The organism is Serratia ficaria (assembly GCF_900187015.1).
GTDB classification, from domain to species: Bacteria; Pseudomonadota; Gammaproteobacteria; order Enterobacterales; family Enterobacteriaceae; genus Serratia; species Serratia ficaria.
In genome coordinates this window covers 1009578-1034192 of record NZ_LT906479.1, presented here as the reverse complement: position 1 = coordinate 1034192, position 24615 = coordinate 1009578, and the positions used below count along the sequence as shown (strand labels likewise).

Annotated in this window: 22 protein-coding genes and 1 tRNA gene; 13 read left to right on the top strand and 10 right to left on the bottom strand. The window is 62.5% G+C overall.

Features of this window, described 5'->3' with window-relative positions:
* Window positions 1-4: 4 nt before the first annotated feature.
* Window positions 5-796 (bottom strand): transporter substrate-binding domain-containing protein, encoded by a 792-nt coding sequence (locus CKW09_RS04795; protein WP_095095878.1) that lies wholly within the window; start codon window positions 794-796, stop codon window positions 5-7.
* A gap of 218 nt (window positions 797-1014) precedes the next feature.
* Entirely contained in the window at window positions 1015-1854 is an 840-nt protein-coding gene (locus CKW09_RS04790; protein ID WP_095095874.1) for a MurR/RpiR family transcriptional regulator, read from the bottom strand.
* Window positions 1855-2054: 200 nt separating this feature from the next.
* On the opposite strand from CKW09_RS04790, the gene CKW09_RS04785 reads away from it, so the two are divergent.
* Genes CKW09_RS04785 through hpxZ form a run of 4 tightly spaced genes read left to right on the top strand, consistent with a single transcriptional unit; the run spans window position 2055 to window position 5642 of the window.
* On the top strand, window positions 2055-3641 hold the full coding sequence (locus tag CKW09_RS04785; protein WP_095095871.1) for a gamma-glutamyltransferase family protein: 1587 nt from the start codon (window positions 2055-2057) through the stop codon (window positions 3639-3641).
* A gap of 25 nt (window positions 3642-3666) precedes the next feature.
* Window positions 3667-3858, top strand: coding sequence for an oxalurate catabolism protein HpxX (hpxX, locus tag CKW09_RS04780; protein WP_095095869.1), 192 nt, complete (start codon window positions 3667-3669; stop codon window positions 3856-3858).
* Entirely contained in the window at window positions 3855-5255 is a 1401-nt protein-coding gene (locus CKW09_RS04775) for an AtzE family amidohydrolase (protein WP_095095866.1), read from the top strand. Before hpxX ends, CKW09_RS04775 begins: the two co-directional genes overlap by 4 nt.
* Window positions 5256-5258: 3 nt before the next feature.
* Window positions 5259-5642, top strand: coding sequence for an oxalurate catabolism protein HpxZ (gene hpxZ, locus CKW09_RS04770; protein ID WP_061796055.1), 384 nt, complete (start codon window positions 5259-5261; stop codon window positions 5640-5642).
* 24 nt (window positions 5643-5666) lie between these two features.
* Here hpxZ and CKW09_RS04765 read toward each other — a convergent pair whose 3' ends face one another.
* On the bottom strand, window positions 5667-6551 hold the full coding sequence (locus CKW09_RS04765) for a siderophore-interacting protein (protein WP_095095863.1): 885 nt from the start codon (window positions 6549-6551) through the stop codon (window positions 5667-5669).
* Between the two features lie 5 nt (window positions 6552-6556).
* Window positions 6557-7780 (bottom strand): MFS transporter, encoded by a 1224-nt coding sequence (locus CKW09_RS04760; protein WP_061796051.1) that lies wholly within the window; start codon window positions 7778-7780, stop codon window positions 6557-6559.
* Between the two features lie 137 nt (window positions 7781-7917).
* Here CKW09_RS04760 and CKW09_RS04755 point away from each other — a divergent pair, with 137 nt between their 5' ends.
* From CKW09_RS04755 to CKW09_RS04735, 5 genes are read left to right on the top strand one after another with little or no spacing between them, the layout of a single operon-like run.
* Window positions 7918-9663 carry an IucA/IucC family protein gene (locus tag CKW09_RS04755; protein ID WP_095095860.1) on the top strand — a complete coding sequence of 582 codons (1746 nt, stop codon included), beginning with the start codon at window positions 7918-7920 and terminating at the stop codon, window positions 9661-9663.
* Window positions 9660-10610 (top strand): GNAT family N-acetyltransferase, encoded by a 951-nt coding sequence (locus CKW09_RS04750; protein WP_095095857.1) that lies wholly within the window; start codon window positions 9660-9662, stop codon window positions 10608-10610. Before CKW09_RS04755 ends, CKW09_RS04750 begins: the two co-directional genes overlap by 4 nt.
* The gene (iucC, locus tag CKW09_RS04745; RefSeq protein ID WP_061796046.1) at window positions 10607-12355 is read left to right on the top strand and encodes an IucA/IucC family protein; all 1749 of its coding nucleotides are present in this window, start codon (window positions 10607-10609) and stop codon (window positions 12353-12355) included. Before CKW09_RS04750 ends, iucC begins: the two co-directional genes overlap by 4 nt.
* Window positions 12352-13680 carry a lysine N(6)-hydroxylase/L-ornithine N(5)-oxygenase family protein gene (locus CKW09_RS04740; protein ID WP_061796045.1) on the top strand — a complete coding sequence of 443 codons (1329 nt, stop codon included), beginning with the start codon at window positions 12352-12354 and terminating at the stop codon, window positions 13678-13680. The genes iucC and CKW09_RS04740 overlap by 4 nt, the downstream gene beginning before the upstream one ends.
* 34 nt (window positions 13681-13714) lie before the next feature.
* Window positions 13715-15946 (top strand): TonB-dependent siderophore receptor, encoded by a 2232-nt coding sequence (locus tag CKW09_RS04735; RefSeq protein ID WP_095095854.1) that lies wholly within the window; start codon window positions 13715-13717, stop codon window positions 15944-15946.
* Window positions 15947-15980: 34 nt separating this feature from the next.
* Here CKW09_RS04735 and puuE read toward each other — a convergent pair whose 3' ends face one another.
* From puuE to CKW09_RS04720, 3 genes are read right to left on the bottom strand one after another with little or no spacing between them, the layout of a single operon-like run.
* Window positions 15981-16919, bottom strand: a complete 939-nt coding sequence (gene puuE, locus CKW09_RS04730) for an allantoinase PuuE (RefSeq protein ID WP_095095851.1) — start codon at window positions 16917-16919, stop codon at window positions 15981-15983.
* Window positions 16920-16937: 18 nt separating this feature from the next.
* Entirely contained in the window at window positions 16938-17681 is a 744-nt protein-coding gene (gene hpxA / locus CKW09_RS04725; RefSeq protein ID WP_061796040.1) for an allantoin racemase, read from the bottom strand.
* On the bottom strand, window positions 17678-18424 hold the full coding sequence (locus tag CKW09_RS04720) for a GntR family transcriptional regulator (protein WP_095095848.1): 747 nt from the start codon (window positions 18422-18424) through the stop codon (window positions 17678-17680). The genes hpxA and CKW09_RS04720 overlap by 4 nt, the downstream gene beginning before the upstream one ends.
* A gap of 154 nt (window positions 18425-18578) precedes the next feature.
* Between CKW09_RS04720 and CKW09_RS04715 the strand changes: the two genes are divergently transcribed.
* The gene (locus tag CKW09_RS04715; RefSeq protein ID WP_061796036.1) at window positions 18579-20039 is read left to right on the top strand and encodes an NCS1 family nucleobase:cation symporter-1; all 1461 of its coding nucleotides are present in this window, start codon (window positions 18579-18581) and stop codon (window positions 20037-20039) included.
* Window positions 20040-20085: 46 nt separating this feature from the next.
* Here the strand turns inward: CKW09_RS04715 and CKW09_RS04710 are convergent.
* Both CKW09_RS04710 and dnaQ read right to left on the bottom strand, forming a co-directional pair.
* A tRNA-Asp gene (locus CKW09_RS04710) sits at window positions 20086-20162 on the bottom strand.
* Window positions 20163-20285: 123 nt separating this feature from the next.
* A complete protein-coding gene (gene dnaQ, locus CKW09_RS04705; protein WP_095100014.1) occupies window positions 20286-21029 on the bottom strand; it encodes a DNA polymerase III subunit epsilon in 744 nt (247 codons plus the stop codon).
* A gap of 75 nt (window positions 21030-21104) precedes the next feature.
* Between dnaQ and rnhA the strand changes: the two genes are divergently transcribed.
* Window positions 21105-21572 carry a ribonuclease HI gene (rnhA, locus tag CKW09_RS04700; protein WP_061796033.1) on the top strand — a complete coding sequence of 156 codons (468 nt, stop codon included), beginning with the start codon at window positions 21105-21107 and terminating at the stop codon, window positions 21570-21572.
* Here rnhA and CKW09_RS04695 read toward each other — a convergent pair.
* Window positions 21569-22288 carry a class I SAM-dependent methyltransferase gene (locus tag CKW09_RS04695; RefSeq protein WP_061796031.1) on the bottom strand — a complete coding sequence of 240 codons (720 nt, stop codon included), beginning with the start codon at window positions 22286-22288 and terminating at the stop codon, window positions 21569-21571. The genes rnhA and CKW09_RS04695 overlap by 4 nt on opposite strands.
* Window positions 22289-22332: 44 nt before the next feature.
* Here CKW09_RS04695 and gloB point away from each other — a divergent pair, with 44 nt between their 5' ends.
* On the top strand, window positions 22333-23088 hold the full coding sequence (gloB, locus tag CKW09_RS04690) for a hydroxyacylglutathione hydrolase (RefSeq protein WP_095095845.1): 756 nt from the start codon (window positions 22333-22335) through the stop codon (window positions 23086-23088).
* 71 nt (window positions 23089-23159) lie between these two features.
* The gene (gene mltD, locus CKW09_RS04685; protein ID WP_174524347.1) at window positions 23160-24545 is read left to right on the top strand and encodes a murein transglycosylase D; all 1386 of its coding nucleotides are present in this window, start codon (window positions 23160-23162) and stop codon (window positions 24543-24545) included.
* Window positions 24546-24615: the final 70 nt, after the last annotated feature.

The following is a 24615-nucleotide window of genomic DNA, read 5'->3' as shown; positions in this document are numbered from 1 at the left end:
CCCGTTAGGCGCCAAGGTTGGCGGGCAGCGGCGCTTTCAGCCATTTTTCCGACAGGCCATTCAGGGTGTTGTCCTGCAGCGCCTGCCCAATCAGCTCGTCCACCCTGGCCTTCAGCGCCGGTTCGCCCAGGCGCAGGCCCACGTAGCACGGCGAATCCTTCAGCATGAACTTGGCGACCGGCGCCTTGCCCGGATTCTGCCGCGCCAGGGCGCTCACCACCAGATTGCCGGTGGCGATGTATTGCACCTGGCCGGACAGATAGGCCGACAACGTGGTGTTGTTATCCTCATAACGTTTGATCTGCGCGCCCTTCGGCGCGCTATCGCTCAGCACCATGTCTTCCACCGCGCCGCGCGTCACGCCGACGGTTTTGCCGGCCAGCTGCGCGGCGTCGCCCAACGCGGCGTCCTGCGGACCGAACACGCCGAGGAAGAACGGCGCATAGGCGCGGCTGAAGGCGATGGTCTTCTCGCGCTCCGGGTTTTTACCCAGGCTGGAGATCACCAGATCCACCTTGTTGGTCTGCAGGTAAGGCACGCGGTTGGCGCTGGTCACCGGCACCAGCTGCAACTTAAGTTTCATTTTGTCGGCCAGATAATGCGCCATGTCGATGTCATAACCCTGCGGCTGCAGATCGGTGCCGACCGAGCCGAACGGCGGGAAATCTTGCGGCACCGCCACGCGCAGCACGCCGCGCCGCTGGATCTCCTGCAGCTGGTCCGCCATCGCCGAAGCCGCCTGCGCCATCAACGCGACCGCAGCCAAGGCAACCCACAGTGTTTTCTTGATGTTCATAGAGTATCCCCGATGGTGAAATGATGAAACAAAAGATTCTTTGCGTATCACTCTGCAACTAATGTGCCAACCGGGGATGCGATGAACGATCTGCTTTAATGCCCGCAGGTTATCGGATGACCATCGCTATTTCCCCGCGCTCGCTGCGGCGGGGAGGGGAACAACATGGGGAAGAGAAAGCACCATTAAAGTGCACAAGCACCAAAACGGCGCCGGATTCAGCGCTGTTCCAGTTCGTCCAGCTCCTGGTACAAATCGGCGATTTGATGGATGCGCTGCCTGCCCTGCGCCAGCGTCTCGTGCAGCAGCGCGTTGCTGAGCAGATTGGCCAGGCTCATGGCGGCGGAGTAGCTGTCGAAGGCCGACACGCTGTCGAGCGACGCGGCCAAATGCCAGCTGGCCAGCGGGATCAGCGCCTGCGCCTGCGGCTCGCAGATCAACAGCGTCGGCACCCGTTGAGTTTGCAGCCGGGTCAGGATCGCCCTGAGCTGGCGCGGACGGCGGCGAAACGCCACCACCACCGCCACGTCCTGCGGCGCCAGATCGGCCAGCTCTTCCGCCAGGGTTTGCCCCGGCTGCGGCACCAGCAGCACCCTTTCGCGCACCTGCAGCAGCTGTTGGCGCAGGTGCATCGCCACCGGGTAACTGTTGCGGAACCCCATCAGCACCACGCGCCGCGCCTGCACCAGCGCGGCGATCACCGCATTGAACTGGTGCGCATCGATATGGTTCACCCAGTGAGTCAGGTTGGCCATCTCCTGCTTGTAGTGGCGCGCCAGCAGGGTGTTGCCCTGCACCGCGTCCCGGTTGTCGGTCAGCGGCATGCCGCTCTGGCGCAGGGTGCGCAGCTCATCGCGCATATCGCGGTAGCTGCGGTAGCCCAGGCGCTTGAACAGCCGGCTGACCGTGGCTTTGGATACGCCGCTCAGGCGCGCCAGTTCGGCGCTGTTGTAGCCGAGCAGGTCATCGAAGTGGTCGAAGATAAAATCGGCCACCCGCTGCTCCAGCGGCGTCAGCTGCGGATATTCGCCGCGCAGGCGCTCATCAATCTGTTGCATCGTTACTCCTGCTTGCCCCTGCCGTTCAGCGCGCAGCCAACGCCGCCGCACGCTGAAAAGATGACGGGGATGTAACCTTTGTTTCAGCGGAACATAGCACGCTTCGGCCACCCGCTGGCAAGCGATTATTGTCCGGCGGGAAAAGTGGAACGCCTCTTGCTTGTCCTTAATCAGATGCGACCTCAGAAAAGGGCCAAGAGATGATTAACAGCAACACCGCGCCATTGGGCATGGCGGTCACTCCCCATCACCTCGCCAGCGAAAGCGCGCTGGCGGTGCTGCGCGCCGGCGGCAACGCCATTGAAGCGATGGTGGCCGCGGCGGCCTCCATCGCCGTGGTCTACCCGCATATGAACGGCATCGGCGGCGACGGCTTCTGGCTGATTGTGCCGCCGCAGGGGGACCCGGTGGCGATCGACGCCAGCGGCGCGGCGGGATCGCTGGCGTCGCTGGATTTCTACGCCGGGGAAAGCCGCATACCTCACCGCGGCCCCAGGGCGGCGCTGACCGTCGCCGGCACCGTCGGCGGCTGGCAAGCGGCGCTGGACTATTCCACCGAACTGGGCGGCGAACAGCTGCCGCCGTCGCGCCTGCTGGCCGACGCCATTCGCTATGCGGCCGACGGCATCCCGGTCACCGCGTCCCAGGAGGCGGCGACGCGCAGCAAGTATCATGAGCTGGCGGAGGTGGAACACTTCGCCCGCACCTACCTGCCGCAGGGGGAGATCCCCCAGGCCGGCCAACGCTTCTGTCAGCCGCGCCTGGCCGATACGCTGATCGCCCTGGCCGAAGACGGGCTGGACAGCTTTTATCGCGGCCCGCTGGCCCGCAGCATGGCGGCGGACATGGCGACGCTGGGCATGCCGCTCACCGCCCAGGATCTGGCGGATTACCGGCCGCGTCGCCGCGTTCCGCTGCGGCTGGAGCACCAGAAAGGCGAGATCTTCAACCTGACGCCGCCGACCCAGGGGCTGGTGTCGCTCGCCATCCTCGGGCTGACCGATCGCCTGCCGCTGGTCGGCCAGCCCGAAGGCGCCGTGGTGCATAGCCTGGTCGAAGCCACCAAGCTGGCGTTCGGCCTGCGCGACCGATACATCACCGATCCGCGGCATATGACGCAGGATCCGCAGGCGCTGTTGGCGGCCGAACATCTGGATTCGCTGGCGAAACGCATCGATCCGCAGCAGGCGGCGCCCTGGGGCGCGGGCAAAGGGCCGGGCGACACCGTCTGGATGGGCGTGATGGACAGCAGCGGCCTGGCGGTGTCTTTCATTCAGAGCATCTATCATGAATTTGGCAGCGGCGTGGTGCTGCCGCAAAGCGGCGTGCTGTGGCAAAACCGCGGCGCGTCCTTCAGCCTGGACGCCGACCACCTGCTGGCGCTGGCGCCGGGCAAGCAGCCGTTCCACACCCTGAATCCGGCCGCCGCCAGGCTGTACGACGGCCGCACGCTGGTGTACGGCTCGATGGGCGGCGACGGCCAGCCGCAGACCCAGGCGGCGCTGTTCGTGCGCCATGTGGTGCAGGGGCTGCCGCTGCAGCAGGCGATCAGCGCGCCGCGCTGGCTGCTCGGCCGCACCTGGGGCGAAAGCTCCGACGCGTTGAAACTGGAAGGCCGCTTCAGCGCGGAAACCCTCGATTACCTGCGCCGACGCGGCCACGAGGTTGAACTGCTGCCGGACTTCAGCGAAGCGGTCGGCCACGCCGGCGCCATCGTGCGGCATACCAACGGCATGCTCGAAGGCGCCTTCGATCCGCGCAGCAACGGCAGCGCCGCCGGCTTCTAGCCACTTTTGATTACCGGGAGAACCTATGGACCACCACACCGCCGCCGACTGGGCGACCTACATTCGCCAGATGGAAACCATCCTGGCGCTGGAGCTGGACGATGCCCGCCGGCAGGAACTGCTGACCCAGTTCCGGCGCATCGCCGCCATGGCCGAGCCGCTGATGGCCTTTCCGCTCGACCAGCGGCTGGAGATCGCGGGGGTATACCGCGCATGAATTCGCTAAGCTCACTGTCGATCGCCGAGATCCGCGCGGCGCTGAAGCAAGGCGCCATCTCCGCCCGCGAGATAGCCCAGCAAACGCTGGACGATATCGACCGGCACAATCCCGCGCTGAATGCCTATACCCACGTCACCCGTGAACGCATGCTGAGCGAGGCCGATAATCTCGACCGCGCCCGCGCCAAGGGCCTGCCGCTGCCCGCCCTGGCCGCCATTCCCTATGCGGTAAAGAACCTGTTCGACGTGACCGGGGAAACCACCCTGGCCGGCGCCAGCCTGTTCAGCGACCGGCCGCCGGCCAAACGGGACGCCTGGGCGATAACCCGGCTGGCCGGGCAAGGCGCCCTGCTCTCCGGCATGCTGAATATGGATGCCTATGCCTACGGCTTCACCACCGAAAACAGCCATTACGGCGCCACCCGCAATCCGCATGACGCCACCCGCATCGCCGGCGGTTCCTCCGGCGGTTCGGCGGCGGCGGTGGCGGCCGGGCTGGTTAATTTTTCACTCGGCAGCGACACCAACGGGTCCATCCGCGTGCCCGCTTCGCTGTGCGGCATTTACGGCTTGAAGCCGACCTTCGGCCGCCTGTCGCGCAGCGGCAGCCAGCCGTTCGTCGCCAGCCTGGATCATCTCGGCCCGTTCGCCCGCCGGGTGCGCGACTTGGCGGCGGTCTACGACGTGATGCAGGGGACCGACATTGAAGACCGTTTCCAGGCCGACAAGCCGGTAACCCATACCGAAGCGCTGCTGCCGCGCGGCCAGCAAGGGTTGCGCTGCGCGGTGCTGGGCGGATACTTCCAGCAGTGGTGCGACGACGACGCCAAACAGGCCGTACGGCGGGTGGCGCAGGCGCTGGAGGCGATCGCCGACGTCGAACTGCCGCAGGCCGAGCTGGCGCGTTCGGCGGCCTTTATCATCAGCGCCGCCGAAGGCGGCAATCATTACCTGCCGCAGCTGCGCAGCCAGCCCGAACGTTTTGAACCGCTGTCGCGCGAGCGGCTGCTGGCCGGCGCCATGCTGCCCGCCGCCTGGTACGTGCAGGCCCAGCGTTTCCGCGCCCATTTTCAACAGCAGGCATCGCCGCTGTTCGAACACTGGGACATCCTGATCGCCCCGGCCACGCCGTGCGGCGCCACCCCGATTGGCCAGGAGACGATGCGCATCAACGGCGTCGATCTGCCGACCCGCGCCAGCATGGGCATGCTGACGCAGCCGATTTCGTTCCTCGGCCTGCCGGTGGTGAGCGTGCCCTTGACGACCGCCGCCGGCCTGCCGCTGGGCGTACAGCTGATCGCCCCGCCGTGGCGCGAAGATCTGGCGTTGCGCGCCGCCTATGCGCTGGAACAGCGCGGCGTGACCGCCTGCGTGTTACCGCAAAAACAGGATTAATCCATGAAAAGTGAATATATCGACCGGCCGGCGGTGCTGGCAGAGGTGAACGCCGCTTTCTATCGCTATGAGCAGGCGCTGATCGGCAACGATATCGAGGTGCTGGATGAGCTGTTCTGGCACGACGGCCGCACGGTGCGCTACGGCGCCGGCGAGAATCTGTACGGCATCGATCAGATCCGCGACTTCCGCCTGCGGCGCCCGTCGCAGGGGCTGGATCGGCAGTTGGAAAACACCCAAATCACCACCTATGGCGACGACATGGCGGTGGCCAGCACCGAATTTCGCCGCCCGGGCAGCGACAGCGTCGGCCGGCAGATGCAAACCTGGGTGAAGCTGCCCTGCGGCTGGCGCATCGTGGCGGCGCACGTCAGTTTGATCGGGTAATTCAGCGGGCGCCGCCGTGAGCAGTCAGCACCAGTAGGCCATAAAGTTGACGGTTGAGCGGTCCAAATCGCATTCGCCGATCAGATAACGCCGCAGCGATTTCACCGCCGAGGATTCGGCCGCCACCCAGGCGTAGAAGCTTTTCGCCCCCTCGGCGCGTTCCCACAACAGATCGCCGCCCAGGCTGTTCTCCGCCAGCGACTGCGCTTCGGCGCGCGCCGAAGCGGGGATCGCCACCCGCTGGCGCACCGCTTCCACCAGCAGCGTGCCGTGCATCTGCTGGTGCCCGACGTCGCGCGGCAGCCAGTACACTTCGGCGAACGGGAATTGCTCCAGCGCCAGGCAATCGCCCGCCACCGGCACTTCGAAGAACGCCTGCACCCGCGGCGGGTTGGCCTGGCGCGCCAGCTGCTCCAGAATGCCCATCGCCGCCGGCACCGCCGTTTCATCGGCAATCAGCAACGCCTGCTGCAGCTGCGTCGGCGGCGCCCATTCGTAACCGCCGCTGTCGCCGGCGAAGTCGCCGTTGGGCGCCACCACCTGAATGGCGTCGCCCGGCGCGGCATGGGTCGCCCAGGCGGAGGCCGGGCCGTTCACCCCGTGCAGCACGAACTCCACGTCCAGCTGATTTTGCGCCCGACGCAGCGCCCGCAGCGTATAGGTGCGCATCACCGGGCGCCGCTCTTTCGGGATCGCCATATAATGGCTGTACCAGTCCGCGCCGTTTTCCAGCTGCGGGATCTGGCCGTCGGCGGCCGGGAACAGCAGCTTGATGCGCTGATCCGGCGCCTCCAGCTTCATGCGATGCACCTCCGGCCCCTCGAACACGCAACGCAACAGCGAAGGCGAGACGTTTTCTTTGCTTTTCAATTTGATGTCAAAAATTCTGTAGCTTGATGCGCCGGACATGTCGATTACTCTCCCGCGGAATTGATCGTTATGCGATGCCGGCGCCACAGCCAGCCGCTGACGCCGCCCAGCAGGACGGCCATCGCCAGCGCCGCAGCGATCAGCTGCGACTCGCCATAAAACTTCGCCACCACCGGCACCATCAGCGCGCTCAGGCCGTAGCCCAGCGTGTGGCTGGTGGCTATCGCGCCGGATCCTTTGCCGGTGGACAACTTGTCGTTCAGCATCAGCTGATAGCCCGGCGTCGCCATCGCCGCGCCGAAGGAAGCCAGCGCGCAGCCGACATAGAACAGCGCCAGCGGTGGCGTGCACATCAGCGCCAGCCCCGCGGCCATCAGCACGGCGGCAATCAACAGCAACCGGGGGGCGCTGAAACGCTGCGGGCGCACCACCAGGAACTGCGCCAGCAGCGTACAGCCCGCCGCCACGCTCAGCAACACCGCCACATGATGGCTGACGGCGATGGCGGAATGGCTGAACAGCCGGGCCAAATGCGGCGACAGGCCAAGCTGCATCAGGCTGACCGACGCCGCCAGCAGCACCGCGCACAGCAGATACGGCGCCATGCTGAGGCGCAGACGATTTTGCTGATGCGCCACCGGCGGCAGCGGCGGATCGTTATGCTGCCGGCAGACCACCAGCAGTGCGATCAGCGGCGCGATGGCCATCAGCCACAGCGGCGCCATCGGATGGATCGACAGCGCCAGCGCGGCGCACAGCGGCCCGAGCAGGCGTCCGCAACTCAGCCCCGAACTGATGGTGGCCAGCGCCGACATCCGCTGTTCATAACCTGCGCGCTGCAGCGCCCAGGTTTGGCTGGCCGGCACCATGCCGGAAACCGTCAGCCCATAGATAATGCGCGCCGCGATCAGGCCGCCCAATCCGACCATCGGCGGCAGCCAGCCGGCCGAAAGCCCCCACACCGCCAGCGCCAGTAAAGCGAAACTGAACAAATACCCCGCTAACGCCATGGTTACCACAAACTTGCAGCCGCGAATTTCCGACTGCCGCCCCCACCAGGGCGAGCCGACCAGAAACAGCATCGAACCGAGCGTCAACAGCCCAGCCCAGACGGACAGCGACAGCTGGGTCATGCCGACTAACATCGGCAGCGCGACCAGCAATCCGTTTTGCCCAATGCCCAGCAAACCGGCGCAAAACGCCAGCGGCCAATTGGAAGGCGACGCATTGCCAATTGTCGGTGATTTTATGGAGGAAAAAATACGCATCGAACGTAAAGATACCGTTAATAAAATTATGGGTTTATGTTAGATTCATTGAAAAATTGTATCATAGCGCAATTGATAACAATAAATATTATTGATATAAGAATCATTCTCAATTGATTCAACAGTGAAATGGGATCATGACAATCCAGTTTGAAACCGCGGCAACAGACGTGGCTGCGCAGTGCTTTTTGAACGCATTAATGCGTGAAACCCGGGACTGGCAAATCGTTCCGGCCACCGATCATCGACAACATCCGCAGCTTCACATTCCTCTTTCACCGACCCAAGCCATTCGCATCGCTTTACGCCATATTTCGCCAACCCAGCATCACCAATACCTGTTCCCCGCCCGCCTGCATCGGCAGGATGACGGCGCCGGCGAAGCGCTGAGCGTCGAACGGCTGGTGAGCCTGCTGCTGGAAAAGCCGGCGGTGAAAGGCGAATTGCCCGCCGAGGCGGTCGAACGTTTCCGCCAGCGGGTGCTGGAAAGTCATGATAATACCCAACGGGCGATCGCGGTCCGTCTCGACTGGCCGGCGCTGCGCGACCGGCCATTGAATTTCGCCCAGGCGGAACAGGGGCTGTTGGTGGGCCACGCCTTCCATCCGGCGCCCAAATCCCACGAACCCTTCGACGAACGCCAGGCGCACCGTTACCTGCCGGACTTCGCCGCCCGGTTCCCGCTGCGCTGGTTCGCCGTCGACCACCGCTTCCTGTGCGGCGAAAGCCTGAACCTGACGCTGCAGCAGCGCCTGCAGCGCTTCGCCGCCGAGAGCGCGCCGCAGTTGCTGACGCACTTCACCGACGATGTCTGGCTGCTGCCGATGCACCCCTGGCAGGCCGACCATCTGCTGAGCCAGCGCTGGTGCCGGGAGCTGGTTAGCCAGCATCTGCTGCGCGATCTGGGCGAGGCCGGCGAACGCTGGCTGCCGACCAGTTCGTCCCGCTCGCTGTACAGCGCCGGCAACCGCGACATGATTAAATTTTCCCTCAGCGTGCGCCTGACCAACTCGGTGCGCACCCTGTCGGTCAAGGAAGTGAAGCGCGGCATCCGCCTGGCTCGCCTGGCGCAAACCCCGCGCTGGCAACGGCTGCAGGCGCGCTACCCGACCTTCCGCGTGATGCAGGAAGACGGCTGGGCCGGCCTGCGCTCCGTCGAGGGCGTCATTCAGGAAGAGAGCCTGATGGCGCTGCGCGACAACCTGCTGTTCGAACAGCCGGAAAGCCAGACCAACGTGCTGGTGACCCTGACTCAGGCCGCGCCGGACGGCGGCGACAGCCTGCTGGCCGCCGCGGTGCGCCGCCTGGCCGCCCGCCTGAACCTGCCGCTGCGCCAGGCGGCGCACTGCTGGCTGGACGCTTACTGCCAACAGGTGCTGCTGCCGCTGTTCAGCGCCGAAGCCGACTACGGCCTGGTGCTGCTGGCGCACCAGCAAAACATTCTGGTGGAGATGCAGCAGGATCTGCCGGTCGGCATGCTGTACCGCGACTGCCAGGGCAGCGGCTTCACCCGCGACGCCGCCCCCTGGCTGGAGGAGATCGGCGAAGCCGAGGCGGAAAACCGCTTCAGCGAGCAGCAACTGCTGCGCTACTTCCCTTATTATTTGCTGGTGAACTCCAGCCTGGCGGTCACCGCCGCGCTGGCAGCCGCCGGCTTCGACAGCGAAGGATCCTTGATGGCCCGGGTGCGCGACGCGCTTGGCGGCCTGCGCGCCACCGCCAGGAATACCCTGTGCCTGGACTACGTGCTCGACAGCCCGCACTGGAACTGTAAAGGCAACTTCTTCTGTTACCTGCACGATCATAACGAGAACACCATCGTCGATCCGGCGGTGATCTACTTCGATTTCGTCAACCCACTGTTTACGGGGGCCGCCCAATGACGCCGTCCGCCAAACTGACGCATGCCGGCAGCGCTTTCCGCTGCGAACGGCTGGAACGGGATCTGCAGCTGGGCCTCGGCCTGGACGGCAGCGCCGTGCTGCATTACCCGGGCGCCCTGCCGCAGGGCTGGCTGGTGCAGGCGCTGGATCAATTGCTGGTCGCCGCGCCGCAGCTCAGCGGCGTGGCGCTGCCCTACGCCGAATGGCGGGAAGAACCCCAGGCTCAGGCGCTGTTCGCCCTGGCCAGCGGCGACTACCTGGCGCGCGAAGTTTTCTACCAGCTGCCGCTGTGGCTGAGCGGCGAACGCAACCGCGCCTCCGGCCAGATGCACTATGACGCCGAACGCCAGATCTGGTTCCCGCAGCGCCCGGCGCGGCCGAACGGCGAGGTTTACCGCCGTTACGATCCGCAGCTCAAACACACCCTGAGTTTCCGCCTGCCGGAGGTCGAACGCGACGCCGAACAGTTCACCCGCTGGATGAATTCGCCGCGCGTCGATGCCTTCTGGGAAATGAGCGGCCCGCTCGAGGCGCAGGCCGCCTATCTGCGGCGCCAGCTGGACTCCAGCTACTGTTATCCGCTGCTCGGCTGTTTCGACGATCGCCCGTTCGGTTACTTCGAGGTCTACTGGGCGCCGGAAGACCGCATCGGCCGCCACTACCGCTGGCAGCCGTTCGATCGCGGGCTGCATATGCTGGTGGGCGAAGAGGACCGCCGCGGCGCGCAATACATCCGCAGCTGGCTGCGCGGCCTGACCCATTATCTGTATCTGGACGAACCGCGCACCACCCGGGTGCTCGCCGAGCCGCGCGCCGATAACCAGCGGCTGTTCCGCCACCTGCCGGCCGCCGGCTATCACAGGGTGAAGGAGTTCGACTTCCCGCACAAACGTTCGCGCCTGATCCTCAACCAACGCGATGCGTTCTTTCGGGAGGCGTCGGTATGATCGCTCATGACTACGCCGACTGGCAGCGCGTCAACCGCCAGATGATCGCCAAGATGCTGGCCGAACTGGAATACGAACGCACGCTGCAGGCGGAATCGCACGACGGAAAATGGCGCATCGCCCTGGGCGACGCCAGCTACGGCTTCAGCGCCACCCGCGGCATCTGGGGCTGGCTGCACATCGACCCCGCCACGCTGAGCTGCGATCGGTTGCCGCTGGCCGCCGACCAAACGCTGCGTCAGCTGGCGCAGGTGCTGAAAATGGACGATGCGCAGATAGCCGAACATCTGGAGGATCTGTACGCCACGCTGCGCGGCGACATGCAGCTGCTGGCCGCACGCCACGGCATGAGCGCGCAGGATCTGATCGCCCTCGATGCCGACGCGCTGCAATGCCTGCTGGCCGGCCACCCGAAGTTCATTTTCAACAAGGGCCGTCGCGGCTGGGGCCTGAACGCGCTGCAGCAGTATGCGCCAGAGTATCAGGGCCAGTTCCGCCTGCACTGGATCGCGGCCAAACGCGACGGCTTCGTTTGGTGCGCCGACGCGCAATTCCCGCTGGACAGCCTGCTCGACAGCGCCATGGATCAGGGCGAACGCCAACGCTTCGACCGCCGCTGGCGCGAGCTGAAGCTGAGCGACGACTGGATCCCGGTGCCGCTGCACCCCTGGCAATGGCAGCAAAAAATTGCGCTGCATTTCCTGCCGCAGCTGGCCGCGGGCGAGCTGATCGAACTGGGCGAATTCGGCGACCATTACCTGGCGCAGCAATCGCTGCGCACCCTGACCAACGTCAGCCGCCGTTCGGCGTTCGACATCAAGCTGCCGCTGACCATTTACAACACCTCGTGCTACCGCGGCATTCCGGGCAAGTACATCAGCGCCGGCCCGGCCGCCTCGCGCTGGCTGCAGGACATCTTCGCCGAGGACCCGACCCTGCGCGCCAGCGGCGCCGAGATCCTCGGCGAACCGGCGGCGGGTTACATGACTCACCCAACCTACGCCTCGCTGGCCAAAGCGCCGTATCGCTATCAGGAAATGCTTGGGGTGATCTGGCGCGAGAATCCGTCCTGTTACCTGCAGGAGGGCGAACACGCCATCTTGATGGCGACGCTGATGGAAACCGACAACCACGGCGAGCCGCTGATCGCCGCCTATATCGCTCGCTCCGGCCTGAGCGCCGAAGCCTGGCTGCAACAGATGTTCAGCGCGGTGGTGCTGCCGATGTACCACCTGATGTGCCGTTACGGCGTGGCGCTGATCGCCCACGGCCAGAACATCACGCTGGTGATGAAGGATCATGTGCCGCAGCGCGTGTTGCTGAAGGATTTCCAGGGCGACATGCGCCTGGTGGATCGGGACTTCCCCGAAGCGGCCTCGCTGCCGCAGGGGGTGAAGGACGTTACCGTGCGCCTTTCCGCCGACTACCTGATCCACGATCTGCAGACCGGCCACTTCGTTACCGTGCTGCGCTTCATCTCACCGCTGATGGCGTCCTGCGGGGTGAGCGAAGCGCGTTTCTATCAGCTGCTGGCGCAGGTGCTGCAAGGTTATATGGCGCGGCATCCGGCAATGGCGGATCGCTTCGCGCTGTTCGACCTGTTCAAGCCGCAGATTATTCGCGTGGTGCTTAACCCGGTCAAACTCACTTATTCAGAGCAGGACGGCGGCAGCCGCATGTTGCCCAACTACCTGCAGGATCTCGATAACCCTCTCTATCTGGTCACCAAGGAGCTTGCCCAATGAATCAGCCTCTGGATTTCATCGGCATCGGCATCGGCCCGTTCAACCTCAGCATCGCCGCGCTTGGCAGCGAAGTGAACGGTTTTAACAGTAAATTCCTTGAGCGCAAACCGCACTTTTCCTGGCATCCCGGCATGATGGTGCCGGATTGCCACATGCAAACCAGCTTCCTGAAGGATCTGGTGAGCGCGGTGTCGCCGACCAACCCGTACAGCTTCCTCAACTATCTGGTTAAACGGAAAAAGTTCTACCGTTTCCTGACCACCGAACTGCGCACGGTGTCGCGCGAAGAGTTCGCCGACTACCTCGACTGGGCCGCCAACGGGCTGAATTCGCTGGAGTTCAGCCAGGACATCCAGAGCGTGGATTTTGACGACCAGCAGCGCCAGTTCGTGGTCACCACCCAGCGCAATGTCTACCGCGCGCGCCACGTCTGCCTCGGCATCGGCAAGCGCATCAAGCTGCCGGACTGCGTTACCGAACAAAACGACCGCTGCTTCCACGCCAGCGAAATGGCGCTGCGCAGCCCGGATCTGGCCGGCAAACGCGTTACCCTGGTGGGCGGCGGCCAGAGCGGCGCCGATCTGTTCCTGAACATTTTCCGCGGCGAATGGGGCCAACCGGCGCAGCTCAACTGGATCTCGCGCCGCAACAACTACAACGCGCTGGATGAAGCGGCCTTCGCCAACGAATACTTTACGCCGGACTACGTCGACGGCTTCTACGGCCTCAACGACGGCGCCAAGCAGCGCATGCTGACCGAGCAGAAGATGACCTCCGACGGCATTACCGGCGAGTCGCTGCTGGCTATCTACCGCGCGATGTATCACCGCTTTGAAGTGCTGCGAGAAAAGCCCTGGGCGCGCCTGCTGCCAAGCCGTTCGCTGGCGGCGATGCACGCCGACGGCGACGGGTATCGGCTGGTGACGCACCACCATCTCGATCAGGGCCGGGAAACCTTCGATACCGACGTGACGATCTTCGCCACCGGTTACCAGCAGGATCGGCCGGCTTTCCTGGCGCCTTTGGCCGATCGCCTGCTGACCACCGCCGATGACCAGTACCGCATCGCCCCGGACTTCACCCTGGAGTGGCAGGGGCCGCAGGAAAACTGCCTGTTCGCCGTCAACGCCGGCATGCACAGCCACGGCATTGCCGAACCCCAGCTCAGCCTGATGGCCTGGCGCTCGGCGCGCATTCTCAACCGGGTTTTAGGACGCGACCAGTTCGATTTAACGTCCACCCCGGCGGTGATCCAATGGCGCAGTCAGCAAGCGGGCACGCCCGCCCGCGCTGAACACGTCATGCTCAATTACACCGAGTTTTAACCACACGCAACCTGGGAACACTGGAAAAATAACGATGAAACGCAAACACCTTTGGGTATTGAACCCGTGTCTGCTGGCGATGCTTGCGCCGGCGGCCTGGGCAGAAGAGCAAAAAAACAATGATGAGCAGGTGGTGGTTTCCGCCAGCCGTTCACACCGCACCGTCGCTGAAATGGCGCAGACCACCTGGGTTATCGAGAGCCAGGAGATTGAGCAACAGGTGCAGGGCGGCAAGGAAATCAAGGACGTGCTGGCGCAGCTGATCCCCGGCATGGACGTCAGCGGCCAGGGGCGCACCAACTACGGCATGAACCTGCGCGGCCGTTCGATGATGGTGATGATCGACGGCGTGCGCCTGAACTCCTCACGCAGCGACAGCCGCCAGCTGGATTCGATCGACCCGTTCAATATCGACCACATCGAGGTGATCTCCGGCGCCACCGCGCTGTACGGCGGCGGCAGCACCGGCGGCCTGATCAATATCGTCACCAAAAAAGGCCAGAAAGAGCAGCAGGTTGAGCTGCTGGTCGGCGGCAAAACCGGCTTCGGCGGCCACAACGACCACGACGAAAACGTCGCGGCGGCGGTCAGCGGCGGCAACGACAACGCTTCGGGGCGGCTGTCGGTCTCCTATCAGCGCTACGGTGGCTGGTACGACGGCAAGGGCAACGAGGTGCTGATCGACAATACCCAAACCGGCCTGCAGTATTCCGATCGCCTCGACGTGATGGGCACCGGCACCATCAATATCGACGATCACCAGCAGCTGCAGCTGACCACCCAATATTACAAGAGCCAGTCCGACGGCGATCACGGCCTGTATCTGGGCAAAGACTTCTCGGCGGTCACCGGCGACGCCAGGGCGTACAACGGCGGCAACCTGAACGCCGACCGCATTCCGGGCACCGAACGTCACCTGATCAACCTGCAATATTCCAACACCGACTTCCTCGGCCAGGATCTGGTGGCGCAGGTCTACTATCGCGACGAGTCGCTGACCTTCTACCCGTTCCCGACGCTGAACTCGGCGGGAAATGCCGTCACCAGCATCGGCGCCTCCCAGCAGAAAACCGACTTCTACGGCGGCAAGCTGACGCTGAACAGCAAGCCTGTCGACGCCCTGACGCTGACCTATGGCATCGACGCCGAACATGAGAGCTTCAATGCCAACCAGCAGTTCTTCGATCTGGCGAAGGCGAAGCAATCCGGCGGCATGGATTTGGAAAACGCCTACAACACCGGGCGTTATCCGGGCTACACCACCACTAACCTGGCGTCGTTCCTGCAGGCCAGCTACGACATCAACCCGATCTTCACCCTGAGCGGCGGCGTGCGTTACCAGTACACCGAAAACAAGATCGATGACTTCGTCGGCTACAACCAGCAGCAAGCCATCGCCACCGGCGCGGCAACCTCCGCCGACGCCATCCCGGGCGGCAAGACCGACTACAACAACGCGCTGTTCAACGCCGGCCTGCTGGCGCACCTGACCGAGCGCCAGCAAACCTGGTTCAACTTCTCGCAGGGCTTCGAGATCCCGGATCCGGGCAAGTATTACGGCAACGGCACCTATGCGCTGAACAACGGCCACTATCAGCTGAACAATAGCGTCAACGTCGGCGACTCCAAGCTGGAAGGCATCAAGGTCAACGCCTACGAGCTCGGCTGGCGCTACACCGGCGACAACCTGCGCACGCAGGTCGCCGCCTACTATTCGCTGTCCGACAAAAGCATCTCCATCAACAAAACCGACATGACCATCAACGTCAACTCGGACAAGCGCCGCATCTACGGGCTGGAAGGCGCGGTGGATTACTTCTTCGAAGACAGCGACTGGAGCGCCGGCACCAACTTCAACCTCATTCGCTCCGAGACCAAGGTCAACGGCGAATGGAAAAAGTTGGTGGTCGACACCGCCAGCCCGTCGAAAGTCACCGCTTACGTCGGTTGGGCGCCGGGCGACTGGAACCTGCGCCTGCAGTCGCAGCAGACCTTCGACGTGTCGGACGACGGCGATTACACCAAGGCCAACTCCACCCAAGGACGCAAGATCGACGGCTACAACACCATCGACTTCCTCGGCAGCTACAACCTGCCGGTGGGCAAGCTCAGCTTCAGCGTGGAAAACCTGTTGGACAAGCAATACACCACCGTTTGGGGCCAGCGCGCGCCTATCCTGTATAGCCCGACCTACGGCTCGTCTGAGCTGTACAGCTATAAAGGCCGCGGCCGCACCTTCGGCCTGAACTATTCGGTATTGTTCTGATCCTATGCAAAAGGGCCGGCAATGCCGGCCCTTATCATTTGCTGAACGGATGATGCTCCGCCCAATGCTCGGCGATATCCTGCCGCCGGCATATCCACACCCGATCGTGCCGCTGAATATAATCCAGGAAGCGCTGCAGCGCGCGAAACTTGCCGGGGCGCCCCAGCAAGCGGCAATGCATGCCGATCGACAGCATCTTCGGCGAGGTTTCGCCCTCGGCGTACAGGACGTCGAAGCTGTCCTTCAGATAGGTAAAGAACTGCTCGCCGGTGTTGAAGCCCTGCGGCGACGCAAAGCGCATATCGTTGGCTTCCAGCGTATAGGGCACAATCAGATGCGGCCTGCTCTCGCCGGTGGCGCACCGTACCTCGGTCCAGAACGGCAAATCGTCGCCGTAATAGTCGCTGTCGTATAAAAAGCCGCCTTGTTCCACCAGCAGCCGGCGGGTATTCGGGCTGTCGCGGCCGGTATACCAGCCGATCGGCGCCTGGCCGAACAGCTCGCGCAGCGTCGCGATCGCCTGCCGCATATGCTGGCGTTCGCTAACCTCATCCATCTGCTGGTAATGGATCCAGCGCCAGCCATGGCTCACCACGTCATAGTCGGCCTCTTTGATCGCCTGCACCACCTGCGGATTGCGCGCCAGCGCCATGGCGACGCCAAACACCGTCAGCGGCAAAGCGCGGCGCTGAAACTCCTGGTGGATCCGCCAGAAGCCGGCGCGCGAGCCATATTCATACAGTGAATCCATCGACATATGCCGATCCGGATAGCTGGCCGCGCCGACGATGTCGGAAAGAAACTGTTCAGAGCCGGCGTCGCCGTGCAGCACGTTGTTTTCCGCGCCCTCTTCATAGTTGAGGACAAACTGCACCGCGATGCGGGCGCCTCCCGGCCAGCCCGCGTGCGGCGGGCGGCCGCCGTAGCCGATCAGATCGCGCGGGTAGTCTTTGTCAAATTGGTACTGATTCATCGCCGCTTCCCATTAAAATTACGAATTAAAACCGTCGAACCTGCCGGACAGCGGCTTGGCCAACGGAAAATCCAGATCGCCGTGCTTGCTGGTGCTCAACCCCAGCGCATGCAGCGACTCGATCATTTTGACCGCCGCGCTGACGCCGTCGATCACCGGGATCCCCAGCTCGCGCGTCAACTCACGCGCCAGATCCGCCATGCCGCCGCAGCCGAGCACGATCGCCCCGCTGCCGTCCTGCCGCTTGGCCTGCAGACATTGCTGACGCACCTTTTGCTGCGCCGCCCCGCTGCCGTCTTCCAGCGCCAACACCGGCAGATCGATGGCGTGCAGCGCCGCGCAGTGGCGTTCGAAACCGTATTGATGCAATAAATGACGGGCGATGATCAGCGTGCGCGGCAGCGTGGTGACGATGGAGAAACGCGTCGCCAGCAGCGTGGCGGTATGCATCGCCGCCTCGGCGATGCCAATGACCGGCGCGCGCGCCAGCTCCCGCGCCGCCAGCAACCCCGGATCGCCAAAGCAGGCGATGATATGGCCGCTGACGCCGGCTTCGCGGCCAAGCTTCACCTGCTGCAGTACGCCGACGGCGGCGATCGCCTCGTCAAAATGCCCTTCGATGGACGGCGCGCCCTCCTGCGGACACACCGCCAGGATTTCCGTATCCGCCGCGGCCACGGCGCGTGCGGCGGCGCCGATGGTGGCCGTCATCGCCTGGCTGGTATTGGGGTTGATCACCTGGATCACGCAGCGACCGCTCATTGCGCCCCCTTTTCTTCCGCCGTAAAGAGCCGCGCAAAATCGGGCGATTCGTCGTCGCCCTGGGTAAAGCGCAAATGGGCCAGGATATCGTCAAAATGGCCGGCCATCCGCTGCGCCAGCGCCGCGGCGTCGCGCTGTTGCAACAGCGTCAGCAGATCGCGGTGATCGTGGCAGCGGCAGCCTTGCTGCCAGGGCGCGCCATAGACGGCGATCACCAGCGATGAACGCAGCGTCAGCTGCGACACCAGCTCGGTCAGCACCGCGTTGCCGGCGATCGCCTGCAGCTGAACGTGAAACGCGGCGGACAGCCGGATCGCCGCCGCGCCGTCCCGCTCCTGGTGCGCCCGCTGTTCCTGCTCGACGATGGCCACCATCGCCTGCAGCCGTTCAGGGCCGCAGTGGGCGATCACCTGCGGCAGGTTGGCGCACTCCAGCATTTTGCGCGTCCGGAACACATCGATCGCCTCTGCTTCCCCCGGCCTGGCGACCTGTGCACCACGTTTGGGCAGCTGGCTGACCAACTGCACTGCGGCAAGGCGCTGCAGCACCCGACGGATGCCGGTGCGGCTGACGCCGAAGGTCTCCGCCAGCGCTTCTTCCGGCAATTTGCTGCCGGGCAGCAGCCGGTGTTCAACGATAGCTTTTACCAGCGAGTTATAGATGTGATCGTCCTGATCCTCAATGAAATAGGCGGCGGATTGCCCATGCTGTGCGGCGTTGGCGCCGATCGTCGTGCCGATCATCTTGCTGCTCCGTATACCCTTAGATAATCAAATCGTATACAAGAACAAGATATTTTGTATACAAAAAAGATAAATTTGGCCTGAATCCTGCAAAAGCCCTGTCAACGACCTTTGCCAACCGTCCTGGCGCCCGTTCTTGAGAGGAGCACGATTTATGCCAAACCCCAATGACAACTACAGCCCCAAGCTGTGCAACGACGATCTGGCGCCGACGCGCGACCAGAACTGGAGCTGGTACAACATTTTTTCTTTTTGGATGTCGGATGTGCACAGCATGGGCGGCTATGTGGTGGCCGCCAGCTTCTTCGCCCTTGGGTTGTCGAGCTGGCAGGTGCTGATCTGCCTGCTGGTGGGGATTTGCATCGTGCAGCTCTGCGCCAATCTGGTGGCCAAACCCAGCCAGATGGGCGGCGTGCCTTATGCGGTGCTGAGCCGCCAGGCATTCGGGGTGTTCGGCGCCAATATTCCGGCGGTGATCCGCGGCATGATCGCCTTTGCCTGGTATGGCATACAAACTTACCTGGCGTCCAACGCGCTGATGCTGACGCTGTTGAAGTTCTTTCCGTCGCTGGAGCCGATGACCGTGCCGCATTTTCTTGGCCTGTCGCAGCTCGGCTGGGGATGTTACATCACCATGTGGCTGCTGCAGGCGATGGTGTTTTGGCACGGCATGGAGGCGATCAAACGCTTTATCGATATCGCCGGTCCGGCGGTCTATGTGGTGATGTTCGTGCTGGCGGGCTGGATTGTTTATCGGGTGGGGTTCTCCAACCTCTCTCTGACGCTGGCCAGCAAGAATCTTGGCGCCGGTGAACAAGGCTGGCTGATGCTGACCGCCACCGCGCTGGTGGTTTCTTACTTCTCCGGGCCGCTGCTGAACTTCGGCGATTTCACGCGCTACGGCAAAAGCTTTGCCGAGGTGCAGCGCGGCAACCGTTGGGGGCTGCCGTTCAACTATTTGCTGTTCTCGCTGGTCACCGTGGTGATCGTCTCCGGCACCCTGCCGCTGTTCGGCCAGCTGATCACCGATCCGATCGAAACCGTAACCCGCATCGACAGCGACATCGCCGTGGCGCTCGGCCTGCTGACGATGATCGTCGCCACCATCGGCATCAACATCGTGGCCAACTTCGTGTCGCCGGCGTTCGATTTCTCCAACTGTTCGCCGCAGAAAATCAGCTTCCGCACCGGCGGCATGATCGCCGCGGTCGGCTCTTTCCTGCTGACGCCGTGGAACCTGTTTCAGTCGCCGGAGCTGATCCACTACACGCTGGACGTGCTGGCCGCCTTTATCGGGCCGCTGTTCGGCATCCTGCTGGTGGATTTCTACGTCATCAAACGCGGCGAACTGCACGTGGACGACCTGTACAACGCCACGCCGGGCGGGCGCTACTGGTACAAGAACGGCTTCAATCCGAACGCCATCTGGGCGCTGGTGCCGTCGGTTGCCATCGGGTTAGCCATCAGCTTTACGCCGAGCCTGCATGAGGTGGCCAACTTCAGCTGGTTTATCGGGGCGGCGCTGGGCGGCGGCTGTTACCGCATTATCGCCCGCCGCGAATGGGCGGCCAATCAGGCGGTGCGCTTCGCCAAAACCGAATTGAGCAAGGATTAGAAACGACGAAGCCCTGAGTTATCGCTAACTCAGGGCTTCTGAATAGTGGCGGAACGGACGGGGCTCGAACCCGCGACCCCCTGCGTGACAGGCAGGTATTCTAACCAACTGAACTACCGCTCCGCGCCATTCCCTCTTGCGGGGGAACGAGGCGCATATTACGGACGCCCCTCAATTCCGTCAACGCCTTTTTCTCACCAAATGAACCGTTTGCACAGTTTTTCAGCGACGGCGCGCCGCGAGCGATTATTCGGCCGCTTCCGCGCGCCACAGGCAGCTGCCGCCCTTTTTCGCCACCAGATCCAGACGCGCCTCATGGGCCTGCACTTCTTCATCGCTGGCGTAAACCACCTTCATGGCGGTCGCCGGGCGAACGATGCGCTGGATATCCTGGGCGGAGTCGGTCTGCTGGGTGTCGCCCTCCATCTGAAACGCCATCGATGTCTGGCCGCCGGTCATCGCCAGATAGACTTCCGCCAGGATCTCGGCATCGAGCAATGCGCCGTGCAGCGTACGCTTGCTGTTGTCTATCTCATAGCGGCCGCACAGGGCGTCGAGGTTGTTGCGCTTGCCCGGGAACAGGCGGCGCGCCATCAACAGGCTGTCGGTAATGGTGCAGAAGGTCTCGGTCTTCGGGATCCCCTGCTGCAGCATGCGGAATTCGTGATCCATAAAGCCGATGTCGAACGTCGCGTTATGGATCACCAGCTCGCCGCCGCGGATGAAATCGAGGAACTCGTCGGCTATCTGATCGAAGGTCGGCTTGTCGGCCAGGAACTCGTCGCTGATGCCGTGTACCCCATAGGCTTCCGGGTCCACCAGCCGGTCCGGCTTGACGTAAACGTGATAATGACGCCCGGTCAGACGGCGGTTAATCACTTCCACCGCACCGATTTCGATGATGCGGTGACCTTCGTAATGCACCCCGAGTTTGTTCATACCGGTGGTTTCGGTATCGAGGACGATCTGTCTGGTAGTGGTGGTTGAGATCATATTGCAGTGCTCGCAGCGCTCGTTTATGTCAGACTTGGCTTTTATAAAACTGATAGGAAGAGTCTACCAGAGATGCTTAAACAGGTAGAAATTTTCACCGACGGCTCCTGCCTCGGCAATCCCGGCCCCGGTGGTTACGGCGCAATCTTGCGCTATAAACAGGTTGAAAAAACCTTCAGCGCGGGCTATCGCCTGACCACCAACAACCGCATGGAGCTGATGGCGGCGATCGTGGCGCTGGAAGCGCTGACCGCGCCCTGCGAAGTGGTTCTCAGCACCGACAGCCAGTATGTGCGCCAGGGCATTACCAGCTGGATCCACAACTGGAAAAAGCGCGGCTGGAAAACCGCCGACAAGAAGCCGGTCAAAAATGTCGATCTGTGGCAGCGTCTCGATCTGGCCATTCAGCGCCACACCATCAAATGGGAATGGGTCAAGGGCCACGCCGGCCACCCGGAGAACGAACGTTGCGACGTCTTGGCGCGCGACGCCGCCGGCAATCCGACCCAGGCAGACGTCGGCTACAAGCCGGAAGCCTAAGGCAGTTTGCGGTAACTCTTGGTCGCGCCCACCGCGCGGCTGAGAGACGGTTTTCTCGCCCCCATCTTCATCGGCGTCGGCGTCAGCGGCAAAGTGCGCTTGCGCGCCACGATCACGCTCATGGTTCCCAGCGCCGGCAGATGAGTACACAAAAACTTGCCGCCCTTACGGTGCCACGGCAGCACGTGAAACCGCGCCTGATGCAACACCTCGTAATTCAGCAGGCTGAGCCAATCCAGCAGCCGCATCTGGGTAAACATGCGGCTGGCGTAGGGTTGGCGATGGCGCAACCCGGGCACCAGCTTGCCCAACCCCAGCAGGCTGAACGGATTGAAGCTGCTGACCACCAGCCAGCCGTCGTCGATCAACACCCGGTCAACTTCGCGCAGCAGCCGGTGCGGATCGTCCGCATAGGACAGCGTATGCGCCAACAGGCAGGCATCGACCGACTTGGCGGCGAACGGCAGCCGATAGGCGTCGGCGATCACCTGCAGCCCCTCGCCCTCCAGGCCCACGTTGACCTGATGCGAGATGGCGCACTTGTCCGTCGCCAGGCCGGCGCTGAGGGTGCCGAGCTTCAGCAGGTGGAAACCGAACAGCTTTGGCCACCAGGGTTGCAACTGCCGCTCGAGCGCCTCACGATAGTATTCCCCCCACGGCAGCTCGGCCCATGACCGTGGGCCGGTGAGCTTTTGTAGAGTATGGGCTGGTTTCATGATTTATTATCTTCTTTCAAGCCGTTGCCAACGAGAGGTACAACATGAATCTTATCAGCATTCCCGCCTTCCAGGACAATTACATTTGGTTATTGGATGACCGGCGGGGCCACTGCGTGATCGTCGATCCGGGCGAGGCGCAGCCGGCGCTCGACGCTTTGCGGCGCCTGCAGCTGACGCCGGATGCGATTCTGCTGACCCACCATCATCAGGATCACGTCGGCGGCGTGGCGCAGATGGTGGCGCAGTATCCTGGCCTGCCGGTATACGGCCCGCAGGAGACGGCCGACAAAGGGGCGAATCATATCGTCCGCGACGGCGAAACCTTCGAAATTAACGGCCGCCGATACGCCACCATCGCGGTTCCCGGGCATACCCTGGGCCATGTGGCATTCTATAGCGCCCCTTATTTGTTCTGCGGCGACACGATTTTCTCCGCCGGCTGCGGCAGATTATTTGAAGGCACGGCGCAGCAGATGCACGACGCATTTCAACAACTCGCGCAACTTCCCGATAACACCTTAATTTGCTGCGCGCATGAATATACTCTTTCAAATCTTAAGTTTGCACGGGCTATTTTGCCGCAAGATCGAGAGATTGAAACATATCAACAACATGTTGAAGCGTTACGGGCAAAAGGCCAACCCAGCGTGCCGACCACGCTGCAATTAGAGCGAAAAATTAACCTTTTCTTACGCTGCCATGACACTGATTTACAAAACAAATTAGGCTTTAATTCACCGCCAAAAAGCCTTCATTCGGTTTTTTCCGAATTACGCCTGCGGAAAGATAACTTCTGAGCTTTTAGTTGTGTTATTTGACGAAGCAAAGTATGATTGCTCGTCTTTTAAGCAACTATATTGACACACACATGAAGGCTAAAGCGATATTTCTCGCCTCAGTCTTGCTAGTGGGGTGCCAGTCGTCCAGGCAGGACGCGCCGGCTCCAGAACAGCATGCACAGAGTTTGTCTTCGGCAGGTCAAGAGAGTGAAGCAGGAGAGTACACAGCGAATGGTCGAGCGAGCTCGGCGCGGTGGCTAGATAATAATAGCCCGGCCGCACAGCAGAACCTGTGGAACTTCATTAGCGACGAGCTGAAGATGGAGGTTCCGGAAAATTCCCGGATCCGTGAACAAAAAAGAAAGTACCTAAAAAATAAGAGCTATCTCCACGATGTAACATTACGGGCAGAGCCGTACATGTACTGGATAGTCGGGCAGATTAAGAAACGCAATATGCCGATGGAACTGGTACTGCTACCCATAGTGGAGAGCGCTTTTGACCCCCACGCCACGTCAAGTGCCAACGCCGCAGGGCTATGGCAAATCGTGCCGCAGACGGGTCGCAATTATGGTTTGAAAAACAATCAGTGGTATGACGGGCGACGCGATGTCGTAGCCTCGACGACCGCTGCGCTTAACATGATGCAATACTTAAACCGTATGTTTAACGGCGACTGGTTACTGACCATTGCCGCTTATAACAGCGGTGAAGGTCGCGTGATGAAAGCGGTTAAGGCAAACAAACGCCAGGGTAAGCCAACCAATTTCTGGGCACTGTCGCTTCCGCGTGAAACGTCGATTTATGTCCCGAAAATGCTGGCGCTGAGCGACATCGTCAAACACAGCAAGAAGTACGGCGTCAATCTTCCGAAGACGGATGAAACCCGTGCGCTGGCGCGTATCGATGTCGGGCAGCAAATACGGTTGACTCAGGCGGCTGAGATGGCTGGGCTTTCGGTCACCAAGATGAAGGCTTACAACCCAGGCTACAAGAAAGGCGTTACGGCACCCAACGGGCCCCATTACATCATGGTTCCCAAAGGAAATGCCGATCAGCTGAAAGACTCGCTGGCCGATGGCCAGATCGCCGTGACTCAGCCAACCACCCAGTTGGCGAAAAACAGCGGTCTGACCGGCGGCAGCTCGTATAAAGTTCGCTCCGGCGACACCTTGTCGGGCATTGCGAAGCGGTTGAACATCAAGACCAGCGATTTGCAGAGTTGGAACAACTTGCGCGCCAAGAGCGCCTTAAAAGTTGGGCAAACCCTGCAGGTGGCCAGCAATACCGGCAGCAACAGCAGCATCACCTATCAGGTTCGCCAAGGTGACTCGCTGGCCAGTATCGCACGTCGTCACGGCGTCGACATTAACGACGTGATGCGTTGGAACTCGACGCTCGGCAAAGGCAACAGCCTGCAGCCCGGTCTGAAGCTGACCCTGTTCGTCGACAACAAAATGACGCCGGACACCTAAATTTCCGGCAATAAAAAAGCACCCTCCGGGGTGCTTTTTTATTGCCTGTGACCCGTCCTAAATAGCGTTG